Genomic DNA, 12691 nt, shown 5'->3' on the forward strand with positions numbered 1-12691 from the left:
AGGCCGAGTAGAACCCGAAACGTCCGTCCGACCGTCACTCGCGCACCGGACCGCGGCCCTCGCGGTCGGGCGTGAGGTTGCCGTGCTCGTCTATCTCGCCGTTGACGATGCGCGTGCTGGAGATGATGTCGCCGTCCTCGGCCTCGACGTGGTCGACCACCTCGATTCGGAGGGGGTCGTGGCCGCGCTCCTCGCGAATCTCGTTGATGCGCTCGGCGCCGTCGACCGTCTCGGGCGAAACCACCAGCGCATCGAACTGCGCTTCGGTGGCGATGCCGGTCGGCTCCTCCAGTTCGCGGACTTCGAACTCGCGGTCGAACTCGTCGGCAAACTCCGACAACACGGCTTCGAGGTCGCGCTTTCGCTCCTCGAACGGACGGACGTAGCGGTCCACGTGCCGGGTCTTCGGCGCGAGGTCGTCGCTCGTCAGGCCGACGGTCACGTCGCCGAGTTCGAACGCGCGCTCGAACAGCGCGCGGTGTCCGTCGTGGACCGGGTCGAACGTCCCGCCCAGGGCAACCCTCATACCCTCGCGAAGGGTTCCCCGCGGCTTAGTGCCTTCGAAAATTACTCCTCGTCGGTTTCACCAGATTCGTCGCGCTCCGACGACGACTCCTCGTCCGAACCGTCGCCACCGGTCGCGTCGTCGTCCTCAACCTCGATGCTCACCGGTTCGCTGGTCGTCCCGAGATCCTCGTCGGGACCGCCGCGCTGGAGGTGGTCGTCCAGGTTGAACACCGTGTTGAGTTCGTCCTGGATCTGGCCGACGATGCCCCCGACGAGGTCGCTCGGCGCGATGGCGGTGTACTCGTAGGGGTTGTTGCCCGCGCCCTCGCTCTCGCGCTTACGGCGCTCGACCTTCGCTTCGTCGTGGAGTTCAGCCAGCGACTCCCGAACGGTGCTCGGGTACAGGCCGGTCCCCTCGGCGATCTCCTCGCTCGTGCTGTAGGGCTGTTGGCGAAGGAAGACGTAGATGCGCGCCCGGGTTTCGGTGTCGAGCACCCACGACAGCAGGTCGACGATGCCCTGGTCGAACTGGTCGACCGCCCTGTCGGCCTCCTCTTCGAGGCGTTCGCGCCCCTTGGAGATGCGGTTGGACTCGTCGGTTTCGACGTCCTGTTCGACCGACAGTTTCTCCTCGCCACCCTCCTCGACGGTCAACTCCTCGGTCACGGCTCCGTCGTCGTCGACCGACAGTTCCTCTTCGACGGTTACGTCGTCGTCGGCCTCGATTTCCGACTCCTCGACCGCGTCGTCGTCGACGTTCACGTCTCGGTCGTCTGCATTTTCCCCGGACATGTCCTCTCTGCGGGGACAAAAGCCGCGCTCGGGTAAAAACCTTGCTTACGGTACACGAGACGTGCCTCTGCGCGAAGCGAAGCCGACGAGGTGAATTCGTCCCGAGTTCACCCGCGGAGCACCAGCGACTCGAAGAGGGCCTCGACCCCCTCCTCGTCTCTGATTCGGCGCTGGCGCGCCGCACCGCTCTCGGCCTCGTAGAGGTCGCGGATGCCCGAGACGCCGAGGCGCTCGCACTCGCGGTCGACCACTTCGCCGAGGCTGATTTCGCCCTCCCGGTCCCGACGAACGAACGAGGCGTCCCGACCGTACCGGATGGCACGCCACTTGTTCTCGTCCAGCAGTTCGCGGCGGTGGTTGTAGGCCGGGTCGCCCGCCCGCGGACGCGACCCGCTTCGGTACGCCGACCACGGGTCGGCGCTGTCCTCGTAGCGGGTCGCGAGGTCGGTCACGAGCGCGTGGGTGTACTCGGCGAACGCCAGCACGCGCTCGGGGTCGGCCTGGCCGTCGGGCGTCCGGACCTCGACGGTGCCGTGGCCGCTGTGGGGTCGGACGTCGTACCAGAGTTCCCCGCGGTCGTTGATGGCGTTCGTCTCGATCATCGTCCGTTCGAAGGCGTCGAATTCGTCGTAGGAGTCGAAACTCGTCGGCATCCCGGTGTTGGGCAGCGCCTCGAATATCTTCGCCCTGGCCGACTGGAGGCCGGTGTCGTAGCCGTTCCAGTACGGCGAGTTCGCAGACAGCGCGAGCATCACCGGCAGGTACCACCGAATCTCGTTGGCGACCCAGACCGCCTTGTCGGCGTCGTCCACGCCGACGTGGACGTGCAGGCCCGCGGTCGTGTTCCGTTGCTGGGGGTACTGAATCCGGTCCAACTGGGCGCGGTAGCGCTCCTTCTGGGCGTGTTCGAGTTCTCGCCACTTCGCGCCGGGGTGCAGGCCCGCGGCCGCGATGCGGTAGCCGCCGGCCTCGGCGTGGTCGACCAGCGCCTCCCGGACCGAAAGCAGGTTCTGGCGGGCCTCGTCGAGGCGCTCGATTTTGGGCGTCTGGGTTTCGATGACGCACTTGAACAGTTCGTGGTCGAGTCGCCCTTCGAGTATCTCGGGCGGGTCGCGCTCGTAGACGAGTTCGTCGGTGCCCGACGTCGGGCGGCCCCGCTCGTCGACGACGTAGAACTCCTCTTCGATGCCCAGCGTTCCCATCTCCGCGAAGTTCTCGGCCGAACCCGTGTCCATCGGCCGGGAGTTCGCAATCCGAGATGTAAATAGTTCCGGCACCGGCCAGACGAGAGCCTCGACGACGGGGAGAATGTGGCTGCACCCATGAAGACTTCGAGAGCCCTGAAAGGTTTCCGCGAACGACAGCAGCGATGGAGGACGTAACCGCTTCGAAAGCCCCCGTCCGCTCGCGGTCGCTCTGCAGGATATTCGGTTCACGTCTTGCGACGTTCACCGAATACTCGCCTGCAGAGACGACTGAATTGAACGCGAGCGGACGGCCCCTTTCAGTCCACCGTCGGACCTTCGGTCCGACGAGCTCTCGTTCGCTCCGCTCACGAGAACCACCCTGTCGGTTGTGTCGCCGGGCACTTCCGGTGGTTCGTGTCACCGAGCGCCTTCGTCGGCTGGTCGACCGAGCGTCGTTGTCTCACTTTGGCGTCGCCACCACGCCGAGGTGGTCGTCGTGGTACGGTTCGAGTCGTTCGGTTTCCAGCACTTCGTAGGCCGCCTCTAAATCGGCGAGTGCGTCGGCGAACACGTCCTCGGGGTCGCGGGTCACGTCCTCGCTCCGAGCTTTGACGGCCGCCAGCAGGCGACCGTCGTCGCCGAGGAACTCGCGGTTCTCGACCGCCACGCGGGCCTGGCCACGGGTCGCCACGTCCTGGACCACCACGTCAACGTCGGCCTCTACGACGTGGGCGTAGGTGTCGGGCTTGCGGGCGTCTTTGAGGAGCGGGAAGAGGTTCTCGCGTTCCTCGGCGACGCCCACGAGGTCCCGAACCGGCCGCGGGGCGAACTCCACCGCGTAGGTCGGTCCGGCGAAGTCGGCGACGTGGCTGACCGTCGTGCCGCTGGCCGCCCCGAGGTAGAGGACGGTTTCGCCGCCCGCGAGGCCGGTGTCCATCCCGAGTTCGACCATCGCGCCGAGTTTCGACCGCCCGGCGTCCCAGACGCGCCACTCGCCGTCGGTCGGTTCGCCGTAGACCGGCGCGCCGCGGGTCGCCAAGCGGTCCCGGCCGTCGAACGACCGGCGCTCGACGCCGTCGGGGAGATTCTCGGTCATTCCGAGCCCTCCGTACCGCCACCGCCTCTGATCTGCTCCATTCTCGCTCGAAGCTCCTCGTCGAGCTCGGGCTTTCGCTTGCCCGAGTAGTGGTCGATTCGAGCCGCGATGGCCAGCTTTCCGGAGAGGGTGCGCGCCGCCGACCCGCGCTTCTCGGGGCGAGTCCCGCGGACGTACTCGTGGACGTAGATGACGCCGTGTTTGGGCGAGGGCGCCCGGCCGCGCAGGTGGGCGAACAGCGCGTCCTCGGCGCCGAGGACCTGGACGGTCCCGGCGGGTTTCTTCGCCAGCGGTTCGAGGCCGCCCGCCAGCGAGACGAGTCGCGCCGCGAGCGTCGGGCCGGCGAGCGCCGCCAGGTTCGGCGCGACCTCCGGCGTCTCGCGCTCGATGAACGCCCGCATCGCGTCGCTCTCGTCGGCGAGGTCGGCGGTGCGACGGGCGAGCGAGACGAGTCGGTCGTCGACGGGCGACTCCGGTTCGCGGGCCGCGAGTTCGCGGGCGTACTCGACGCCCGTGCCGGCGTCGGGGTAGCGACTCCCCGCCCACTCGGCGACCCGCTCGGCGAGTTCGTTCGCCTGCGCCGCGAGGTCGTCCATCGCGCGGACCGCGTGGACCAGTTGCTGGTCGTCGGCGCGCTCGCGCTCGGCCGCGGCCTCGCGGGCCGCGGCCACCGCGGCGTCGTGGAGTTTCGCGTAGTAGTCGACCTCGTCGTCGGCGAACCCCGATTCGACGGCGCGTTCCGGCCAGTCGGCCGAGGCGTCGGCCCGGCCCTCGCGGATGCGGGTCGCCCCGCCCGCGGGGTCGTCGGACTCGACGCCTTCGAACCACCCCGCCGACGCCCCCGACGCGCCGGACGCTCCCGACGCCTCGGCGTCGGGAGCGTCGGCGGTCTCGGGGGTCCGGCGGTTCCCTTGGTCGGTCATACCCCTGGCTTGCGCGTCTTGGCGTTTAAACCTACGTTCTGCGGTCGGCCGCGGCGCTCCGGTTCCGGAGCACCGCGGCCGGACCGTCCCGGAGGACCGTCTTCCGGGCGCGTGCCTCGCGTCGGCGGGAGCGCTTATGCTCTCGGGCGTCGCCCGCTACGTGGGTGAAACCATGCCACGAGGAACTAGACCGTCGAAACGACGCGGTCGACGCCCCCGCGAGTCGGAGCGCGCCGCCGCGATTCCGATAGACGTCGCCGAGCGCGGCGACGAGTACGTCCTCACCGCCGACGTCCCGGGCCTCCGCAAGCAGGACATCGACGTTCGGGTCCGGAAGAACCGGGTCCAAATCGTCGTCGACCCGGCGGAGCGCGACGACGGCGAAACCGAAGGCGAGCGCGCCGAGAACCGGGGACCGTTCGCTCGACGGGCGCGAAGACGTGGGCCGGTTTCCCGCACCGTCGAACTGCCCCGGTGGGTCGACGAGGAGCGGACCAACGCCGAATACCAAAACGGGTCGCTCAAGGTGACTCTGCCGAAGCGCAGGCGCGGACGGTCGGTCGAGATACGATAGGACGGCCGAATTGCGGGAGGAAGCCCAAACGACGGCGAGGCGGTCAAGTTCGGGGGTTCCGGTCGCGGGGACCGAAATCGGGAAGTCGGCTCCCTCCCTCCCTCCGTCCATGAACGTCGAGGTCCGCGGCCGAACCGTCGAGATAGACGAACGCCGAATCGACGCCTCCGAGCGCGAAATCCGCGAGCAAGTCGCCGCGTACGACGCGGGTGACCGTCGAACGTTCGACCTGCCCGTCGACATCTCGGACGACTTCGTCGGGTCGGTGATGGACGCGATGGCCGCGATTCCGTACGGCGAGACGAGAACCTACGGCGACCTCGCGGAGACGCTGGACACCGCGCCGGTCGCCGTCGGGAGCGCCTGCGGCCGGAACCCGGTGCCGATAGTCGTACCGTGCCACCGCGTGGTCGGCGCCGACTCGCTGGGCGGCTATTCGGCCGCCGACGGACTCGCGCTGAAAGAAGAACTTCTCGCGTTCGAACGCGACCGAGCGGAGGGGTAAGTCTACTCGTCGGAGGCGACCCGGACGACCCGTCCGGTCACGCCCGACTGGAGTTCGACCTCGATACCCTCGGGGTGGCTGTGCTCGTCGGTGAGTACCTGCCGAATCTCGCCCGTTATCGGTTCGGTTCCGTCGGCGTTGTCGGCCCCCGTCTGCTCTACCTCGACGGTCATTCCGCGCTGGAGACTCTCTTTCGTCGGACGGTCGCCTGACATACCTGCACCTGCGTCCGAATCGGGCAAAAGGGTGCTGGCCGACCCGCCGAGGCGACTATATTTTTCAATTCCCGGCCATAAAAACTATGGCGCTGAGGTATCATGACTCAGATGCGGTTGCGCCGCGATGTCATCCGCGACCTGTACGCCGCCCGTGGTCACTGTCACGCGGCCCGTACCGTGCCATCCGAGTGCGGGCCGACGGCGAAACGTCGAGTTCCATCCCGCCCTCCATTCGGTATCTGTCACTCGAAGCCGGCCGCAGTCGCCGAGCGGGCGACCGTATCCACCTCGTCCGCTTTCGGTCACTCGAACTTCTCGAACGGCTGTTCACAGTCGTTGCAGTAGTGCATCGACCGACAGAGCGACGGCCCTTTCGGGTGTTCGCGCTCGGTCCGGGTCGAACCGCAGTAGGGACACTCGGCGCCGCTGTCCTCGCCGGTCGTGTCCACGCTGGGGTCGAGGCTTCTCCGTCGCATGATCAGACGCTCAGTCCGAATTCGCGCAGGTCGTCCTTTCCTCGCTCGGTCACCATCTCGATGGACCACTCGGGGCTCCAGACGAGTCGCAGGTCGACCGACTCGACGCCCTCGACCGAGGCCACAGTTTCCTCTATCTCCTCGGTCAGCATCTTCCGGGCGGGACAGCCGGTGTACGTCAGGGTCATCTCCACGTCGGCGTGACCTTCCTGGTCCACCGCCACGCCGTAGATCAGCCCCAGATCCACGACCGAAACGGGCATCTCGGGGTCCTCTATCTCGTAGAGGGCGTCCCAGACGCGCTCCTCGACGCCTTCCGCGCCCTCGCCGGTCGCGGGGAGGTCCTCGGGGTCGGTCCCGCTCGGCGAGTAGTCGGTGTACGCGCACGCCGAGGGGCGTTCCATCGGGTCGACGTCCGCGACGTCGGTGCAATCGTCGGTCCCGGACTCCAGGTTCGGGTCGAAGTCGGTGTCGAAACTCATGGTGTACTCGAGGTCATTCCGCGTCGTCCGGGTCGGGCATTATCTTGTGGGCCTCCGTCCGACCGAGTTCGCGGTAGGTGTGGGTCATCTCCTCGTGGAGCGCGGACCAGTCGTCGGTGTGCTCGCCGTTCCGTCCCACCTTCTCGGGCAGGAACTCCTGGGGGTCCTCGCGCAGGCCTTCGGGCGTGTCGAGGCCGAGCGACCGCAGGAACGGGACCACGGTGTCGAACCACTGCTCGCGCATCGAATCGAGCGACTCGGTCCGAATGCCGAGGTCGTCGATACGAGCCTCGACTTCGTCGTCCACCGGCTCCCAGAGAGTCAACGCGGCGGGGAGCAGACGGTCGACCGCGTCCTGTAGCTTCCCGTGGCTCTCGTCTTCGCCGGCCAGTCGCTCCAGCCAGTTCTGGGCGTGCTCGCGGTGGTAGTCCTCCTCGCCGAGCACCTTGCCGACGCGGTCGGCGATGCGGGGGTAGGTGGTACCTTCGAGCGCTTCCAGGCGGATGGCTTCGGCGACGTCGTAGAGGTACGACCGGACGATCGCGTCGGCCCAGTCGCCCTCCTCGAACGCCAGTTCGACCAGCGTCGCGTGGCGGAAGTCGGCCGGGTCGCGCTCGAAGATGAGGTCGGCCTCGTCGGCGCCGAAGTCCTGGAGCAGGTCGTACCACAGGCGGGCGTGGCCGAACTCGTCCTGGGCGATGTTCGCCAGCGCGAGGTCGGATTCGAGGGTGGGCGCCCGGACCTGCCACTCGGTGTAGCGCTCGCCGAGGACGAGTTCGTCGTCCGCGAGTCGGAAGAGTAACGCCTCGACCGCCTCGCGTTCCTCGTCACTCAGTTCGTCGGGCATCCCGAGTTCGGACGGTTCCGGCTGTTCGGTCGCCATCAGTCGTCGCCCTCCTGTGCGGCCTCGCGCCGCCGGGCGTCGGCCTCCTGTTCGTTCTCCGAATCTGCGATTTCCTGGGCGAACGCCGCGTCGAGGTCCTTGTACCCCATCACCCAGCGGTAGGACTTGTCGGTCGTCCCGCCGAACTTCGCGTCCTCGGTGTCGACCTCGCCGATTTCCTCTTTCGGGACGACCCAGATGCTGTTGGTCGGCTTGCGCCGGCCGTGCTGAATCTGGGCGAACAGTTTCGCCATCTCGCGGTCGGGGGCGTGGACGTTTCCGCAGTGGGTGTGGTACTGTCCGGACTCCTCCTGTCGGAACACTTCCCAGATCATGGGCAGTCGGCCGCCTGCGGGGTCGTGCCCGCACCTTTCGATTCCCAGTCGTCCATGCTGTCGCGGACCCACTCGACCGCCGCCTGGGTGCGCTCGCGCTTGCCGATCTGCTCGTAGCTCCCCGGCGCGTCGTTCTTCGCGATGGTGAAGAACTCGTCCCAGTCGAGGTCGTCCTCGACGACCTCGTAGGTGCCGTCGTCGTTCTTCGAGATGCGCGGCTCCTCCGGAATCTCGAGGCCGTACTTCTTCGCCTTCGGCACGTAGGCGTTGAGGAACGCGTTGCGGAGTTCGTCGTTGGTCATCGTCTTCAGGCCGACGTCGGCCGAGAAGTCGTGGTGGGTCGACTTGTCGTTGGTCGGGCCGAAGAACTGGATGATGCGGGGCCACCACTCGTCGAAGGCGTCCTGGAGCATCTCCTGTTCCTTTTTCGACCCGGTGGCGAGTTCGCGCATGATGTCCTCGCCGTGTTTGACGTGGAATCCCTCCTCGAAGCACACCTTGTCCATCGCGTGGGCGTAGGGCTCCCAACTGGTGCGCTTGAGCGTGGCCTGCCGGCGCATCGCCGCCCCGTCGACGAAGAACGCGATCATCGGCACCTCGGCCCACGATTCCATCGGGTAGTGGAAGCAGTTGAGGAACTTCCCCTCCCCGTTGGCCAACTCGTCTAGCATCTGCTCGCGGGTCTTGACGCCGAGCGACTCGGCCGCCCGGTAGAGCAGTTGGCCGTGGCCGATCTCGTCCTGGACCTTCGCGGAGAACGCCAGTTTCCGGTCGAGGCTGGGCGCCTGCCGGATGAACGGGCGTTCGAGGTACGCCCCCATTATCTCGCTGTTCGCGTGGAACTGTATCATCCGGGTCGCGGCCTTCCGGTACTCCTCCGGTAGGTCGTCCTTCGGACTGAACTCGCGCGGCCCCGCGCGCGCTTTGACCTCTTCTACGTCCATGCGGCAAAATTGGCCCCGGTTCACCATACCGGTTAACCCGTCCATAGACTGCATTTATAAGCTTCAGTTGCGAAAGACCGTTATGAACCCGAACCGACCGCCGACCCCCCGACCGCGGCGCTCGGCCGGCCGAGCCACCGGAAACGCCCGGCGAGACGAACCATCCGAAAGCGCTTGGGTATACAGTCCGCCGGAAACGCTCGGTGATACTTTCTCCACGGGCGGGACTGAAAGCCCCCGCCCGCTCGCGGCCGAAGGCCGTGGTCGCCTCCGACGGGCCACTATTCGGTGCTCGCCGACGGCGAGCACCGAATATCCCGCGGAGCGACCGCGAGCGGGCGGGGGCTTTCGAGGCAGTCCCAACGTTCTCGGCGATGCGGATCTCCACGAGAACAGCTCCACGGTCGAACATCCAGAGCGATGATAGACGAGTGTCTGGTCGTCGAGTTCTCCGTCACTGGCGACGACTGCCCGCTCGCGGAGGCGACCCGCGAAACCGGAACCACCGTCGACGCCCGACCCCCGCAACTCCGCCACGACGACAACGCCTTGCTCCGATTCAGCGCCGGCGACGACGCCGACGAACTCGCGGCCGCGCTCGACGCCGACGACCGCATCCGCTACCTCCACGTCTCTCGGACCGACAGCCGAGCCAACTTCCGGTGTCTCTCGAAACACCCCTGCGTGGTCCACCGACTCACCGACGCGGGGTTCATGGCCGAGTCGCTCCAGTACCGCCACGGCACCGAGCGCCACGCCGGCGCGGTGGTCGGCCACGACGTGCTCCAGGGCGTCCTCGAAGCCGCCGCCGAGACGGTCGGCGTCTCGCTCGAACGCGTCTTCCCGCTCGGCGGCGAGGACGACGAGGCGGTCGCCCAGCGCTGGGACGTGACGCCGGCCCAGGAGTCGGCGCTCCGGACCGCGCTGGCGATGGGCTACTTCGAGGTGCCGAAGGGCGCCACCGCCAAGGAAGTGGCCGAGGAGTTGGGAATCAGCAAGTCGGCGTTCTTGGAGCGTCTGCGGCGCGGCGAGTCGAAGCTGTTCGGGCAGGTGTTCGGGTAGACTAGTTCGGCGCCTCTTCGGACGAGTCCGAGTCGTCCTCCCGTTCGAGGTGGGCGTTCCACGCCTCCAAACCGAGGAGACTCGCGAGAAACCCCACGACGACCAGCGTCGCGAGGTACTGCAGGCCACCGACCGCGGCGACGACTCCGACGAGAAGCAACGCGATGGCCGCGAGCAGGGCGACGATGGCGTCGAGTCGCTTCCGGAGGGCGTCGTCCATGGTCGGGGCGACTCGCGGTACCTCGAAGTAAGTTGTGGAAGAACTATCACCTTCGCCTTCGACGTATCCGGTGTGTCTCGTCCGTTGGACTCACGTCGAAACAGGTCGGACAGGTCGGGTAGGCCGGGAACCGACGTCCAGTAGTTAGACTCTTGTAACGTTGGCCGAACGCAGGAGGTATGTCTCCGTCCGACCCCGAATCTGCGCCCGCGGGCGTCCACCGGACCCTCCGGAACCTCCACCGAACGCTCAAACTCGTCGCCTTCCTGCTCGCCGCGCTCGTCCTCCAGAACGGCGGAACGATAGGAATTCTCGTTGGCGGGGGTGCGGCGCTCCTCCTCGCGTACGACGCCTTCTCGGACCTGTTCGACGGAAACCGATAGTCCGTAACCACCCGCAAGTCGTTCGACACGCACGAAAACGGAACGACGAGACGCTACTCCGCGACCTCGATTCGCCCGTCGAGTTCGGCCCGTACGCCGACCGCCCTGGCATACTCGACCAACGCGTCGTACTGGACGCCCCAGGCCTCCTCGGCGTCCGCCAGCGAGACGGCCGGAAACTCGTCGGACCAGAGGACGTACCCGGTGGTCGCCAGCGAGTACTCGGCCTCGGGGTCCAGCGGTTCGCCATCGACGCGAATCTCCCGGACCGCCTCCGCGTCGCGGTCCCAGACGACTGCCATTCCGGCGAAGTGGCCCCACCATAACTCCTCGCCGGCAACCCGGTCGGCGCGTTCGTCGGTGAGCACGGCCTCTTCGACGAGCGTCCCGAGCGTCTCGCCCGACACCGACGCGACGCGGAGGTCCGCCGCGAACGGCGCGAGGCCGCGGAGGTCGGCGACGGTCACCTCGCCCGAGAGCGGCGGCCCCTCCCTCAGCATCGCGGCGTCGAAGAAACTCGCGTCGGCGCCGGTCGCCCAGCGGTACGCGTCGGCCACGAAGTTGGTGACGCGGCGCTCCCCGGCGAACCACTCCCGACGTTCGCGTTCGATAGGCACCGTCGCACGTCCGACGACCTCGGCGAGTCCGGTCGCCGCCATCCGGTCGCGGAGTCGCTCGGCGACCGTCTCGTCCACCGGGGCGTCGGCGGTTTCGAGTCGCGCGGCTTCGACCGTCTCGCCGAGTTCGACCTCCCAGACGACCCGGCCGTTCGCGCCCGGCCGGACGACGAGCGTCCCCTCGATTCGGTCGCGGCGCTCGCCGTGGACGTGGCCCGCCAGTACGGCGTCGACGCCGGGGACGGCCGCGACGTCGCGCAGGCGTCGGTCGGGGACGTGGGCGAGCGCGACGACCCGGTCGACGCCCCGGTCCCGCAAGTCGTCGGTCGCCTCCCGGACCGCCTCGACGGGGTCGGTCACGGTCAGCGAGTCGGGGACCGACGACTCGGGGTCGGTCACGCCCGCGAACCCGACCGACTCGCCGCCGCGCTCGACGACCGTCGTCGGAGCGGCGTCGGCGAACCGTTCGCCGACGCGAACCTCGTCCGCCGTCTCCCTCGCGGTTTCGGCACTCTCTCTGACATTCGCGCTGGTCCACACCTGCGGGGACTCCCGGACGATTTTCCGAGTCGCGTCAAGGCCGTAGTCGAAGTCGTGGTTGCCGAACGTCTCGACGTCGGGGGCGACGGCGCGGAAGAAGTCCAGCGACTGGCGGCCGTCGGTCTCCATCGACAGCACGCTCGGACCGAGGTCGTCGCCGGTGCCGACGACGATGGTTTCGTCGTCCCGGTAAGCCTCCAGGAGACCGGCGAGCCGTCCCGCGCGCTCCGGACGGTCGTAGACGTTCTCGATGTCGGAGTAGTGGAGGAGTCGCATGCGTCGTCTGTCGGGGACCGGGGCGCTACCCCGTCTTGTACACGCCGCGAGCGTCGGCGACTTCGGTGCCGTCCTCGGCCGACACCGTCACGTCGACGACGCCCACGTCGCTCCCACACCGGACCACGTCGGCTTCCGCCCGCAGGTCGCCGGTGCCGGCTTCGAGGTAGTCGATGCGCATGTCGATGGTCGGTACGGGCTGGTCGACCAGCGAAACCAGCGCCGCGCCGCCCACCGTGTCGGCGAGCGTGAACGTGACTCCGCCGTGGGCCATCATCCGGTCGGCGTTCCACGAGAGCTCCTCGCGCATCTCGATTCGGCCCTCGGCGTGGCCGTCGGCGACGTCGGTGACCTCGACGCCGAGCAGGTCGGCGAACGGCATCTCCTCGAAGAACTCCTCTACGTCCATACCGGTGACTTGCATTCGGTAGCAGTATAAGGGTACTTCTTCGGAGGGTGAAGTCCGAGAAACGGACCGCACTGTAGAACAGAATCACTTTCATTCACGTCGTCGCAGTCTCTCGGCGATACATCGACAACGCAGACCGCGACTTGCACGAATCAAATGAGTAACCCCACCGCGACAGCCACGCCCTCCCCAGCCGATTCCGTCGCGCCCTGCGGGCGCTCAGTCATCCCTCGCACGAGATTGTCGCCGCATAAAGCGGCGA

General features: G+C 67.7%; 18 protein-coding genes. 4 read left to right on the forward strand and 14 right to left on the reverse strand.

Annotated features, from left to right (window positions below; translation table 11 throughout):
• Window positions 1–34 precede the first annotated feature (34 nt).
• The 5 genes from NGM07_RS03415 to NGM07_RS03435 all read right to left on the reverse strand — a co-directional run bounded on the left by NGM07_RS03415 (window position 35) and on the right by NGM07_RS03435 (window position 4505).
• Entirely contained in the window at window positions 35–526 is a 492-nt protein-coding gene (locus tag NGM07_RS03415; RefSeq protein ID WP_253517093.1) for a phosphopantetheine adenylyltransferase, read from the reverse strand.
• A 41-nt stretch (window positions 527–567) separates the two neighbouring features.
• Window positions 568–1173, reverse strand: coding sequence for an ArsR family transcriptional regulator (locus tag NGM07_RS03420; protein ID WP_382193944.1), 606 nt, complete (start codon window positions 1171–1173; stop codon window positions 568–570).
• Between the two features lie 233 nt (window positions 1174–1406).
• A complete protein-coding gene (locus tag NGM07_RS03425; RefSeq protein ID WP_253517096.1) occupies window positions 1407–2534 on the reverse strand; it encodes a glutamate--cysteine ligase in 1128 nt (375 codons plus the stop codon).
• A 412-nt stretch (window positions 2535–2946) separates the two neighbouring features.
• On the reverse strand, window positions 2947–3582 hold the full coding sequence (locus NGM07_RS03430; RefSeq protein ID WP_253517098.1) for a fibrillarin-like rRNA/tRNA 2'-O-methyltransferase: 636 nt from the start codon (window positions 3580–3582) through the stop codon (window positions 2947–2949).
• Window positions 3579–4505, reverse strand: a complete 927-nt coding sequence (locus NGM07_RS03435; RefSeq protein ID WP_253517110.1) for an NOP5/NOP56 family protein — start codon at window positions 4503–4505, stop codon at window positions 3579–3581. Before NGM07_RS03435 ends, NGM07_RS03430 begins: the two co-directional genes overlap by 4 nt.
• Before the next feature lie 172 nt (window positions 4506–4677).
• Between NGM07_RS03435 and NGM07_RS03440 the strand changes: the two genes are divergently transcribed.
• Window positions 4678–5079: an Hsp20/alpha crystallin family protein gene (locus tag NGM07_RS03440; protein ID WP_253517112.1), complete on the forward strand. Its 402-nt coding sequence runs from the start codon at window positions 4678–4680 to the stop codon at window positions 5077–5079.
• A 109-nt stretch (window positions 5080–5188) separates the two neighbouring features.
• On the forward strand, window positions 5189–5584 hold the full coding sequence (locus tag NGM07_RS03445; RefSeq protein ID WP_253517114.1) for a methylated-DNA--[protein]-cysteine S-methyltransferase: 396 nt from the start codon (window positions 5189–5191) through the stop codon (window positions 5582–5584).
• Window positions 5585–5586: 2 nt separating this feature from the next.
• Here NGM07_RS03445 and NGM07_RS03450 read toward each other — a convergent pair whose 3' ends face one another.
• The 6 genes from NGM07_RS03450 to paaA all read right to left on the reverse strand — a co-directional run bounded on the left by NGM07_RS03450 (window position 5587) and on the right by paaA (window position 8922).
• Window positions 5587–5799, reverse strand: coding sequence for a DUF2196 domain-containing protein (locus tag NGM07_RS03450; protein WP_253517117.1), 213 nt, complete (start codon window positions 5797–5799; stop codon window positions 5587–5589).
• A gap of 305 nt (window positions 5800–6104) precedes the next feature.
• On the reverse strand, window positions 6105–6278 hold the full coding sequence (gene paaE, locus NGM07_RS03455; protein WP_253517120.1) for a 1,2-phenylacetyl-CoA epoxidase subunit PaaE: 174 nt from the start codon (window positions 6276–6278) through the stop codon (window positions 6105–6107).
• Between the two features lie 2 nt (window positions 6279–6280).
• Window positions 6281–6682, reverse strand: coding sequence for a 1,2-phenylacetyl-CoA epoxidase subunit PaaD (paaD, locus tag NGM07_RS03460; RefSeq protein ID WP_368410268.1), 402 nt, complete (start codon window positions 6680–6682; stop codon window positions 6281–6283).
• Between the two features lie 91 nt (window positions 6683–6773).
• The gene (gene paaC, locus NGM07_RS03465) at window positions 6774–7643 is read right to left on the reverse strand and encodes a 1,2-phenylacetyl-CoA epoxidase subunit PaaC (protein ID WP_253517136.1); all 870 of its coding nucleotides are present in this window, start codon (window positions 7641–7643) and stop codon (window positions 6774–6776) included.
• Complete coding sequence (gene paaB, locus NGM07_RS03470) at window positions 7643–7978, reverse strand: 1,2-phenylacetyl-CoA epoxidase subunit PaaB (RefSeq protein ID WP_253517139.1); 336 nt, start codon at window positions 7976–7978, stop codon at window positions 7643–7645. Before paaB ends, paaC begins: the two co-directional genes overlap by 1 nt.
• Window positions 7975–8922 (reverse strand): 1,2-phenylacetyl-CoA epoxidase subunit PaaA, encoded by a 948-nt coding sequence (gene paaA, locus NGM07_RS03475; RefSeq protein ID WP_253517142.1) that lies wholly within the window; start codon window positions 8920–8922, stop codon window positions 7975–7977. Before paaA ends, paaB begins: the two co-directional genes overlap by 4 nt.
• A gap of 420 nt (window positions 8923–9342) precedes the next feature.
• Here paaA and NGM07_RS03480 point away from each other — a divergent pair, with 420 nt between their 5' ends.
• Complete coding sequence (locus NGM07_RS03480) at window positions 9343–9984, forward strand: helix-turn-helix domain-containing protein (RefSeq protein WP_253517145.1); 642 nt, start codon at window positions 9343–9345, stop codon at window positions 9982–9984.
• Window position 9985: 1 nt separating this feature from the next.
• Here NGM07_RS03480 and NGM07_RS03485 read toward each other — a convergent pair whose 3' ends face one another.
• Window positions 9986–10204: a hypothetical protein gene (locus NGM07_RS03485; RefSeq protein WP_253517148.1), complete on the reverse strand. Its 219-nt coding sequence runs from the start codon at window positions 10202–10204 to the stop codon at window positions 9986–9988.
• Between the two features lie 179 nt (window positions 10205–10383).
• Between NGM07_RS03485 and NGM07_RS03490 the strand changes: the two genes are divergently transcribed.
• A complete protein-coding gene (locus tag NGM07_RS03490; protein ID WP_253517151.1) occupies window positions 10384–10587 on the forward strand; it encodes a hypothetical protein in 204 nt (67 codons plus the stop codon).
• A gap of 53 nt (window positions 10588–10640) precedes the next feature.
• On the opposite strand, the gene NGM07_RS03495 is transcribed toward NGM07_RS03490, so the two are convergent.
• Both NGM07_RS03495 and NGM07_RS03500 read right to left on the reverse strand, forming a co-directional pair.
• Window positions 10641–12020: a bifunctional metallophosphatase/5'-nucleotidase gene (locus NGM07_RS03495; protein ID WP_253517154.1), complete on the reverse strand. Its 1380-nt coding sequence runs from the start codon at window positions 12018–12020 to the stop codon at window positions 10641–10643.
• Between the two features lie 25 nt (window positions 12021–12045).
• On the reverse strand, window positions 12046–12429 hold the full coding sequence (locus tag NGM07_RS03500) for a PaaI family thioesterase (protein WP_253517156.1): 384 nt from the start codon (window positions 12427–12429) through the stop codon (window positions 12046–12048).
• Between the last annotated feature and the right edge of the window lie 262 nt (window positions 12430–12691).

Origin of the sequence: Halorussus vallis, from assembly GCF_024138165.1 — an archaeon.
In the GTDB taxonomy this organism is placed as follows: Archaea; Halobacteriota; Halobacteria; order Halobacteriales; family Haladaptataceae; genus Halorussus; species Halorussus vallis.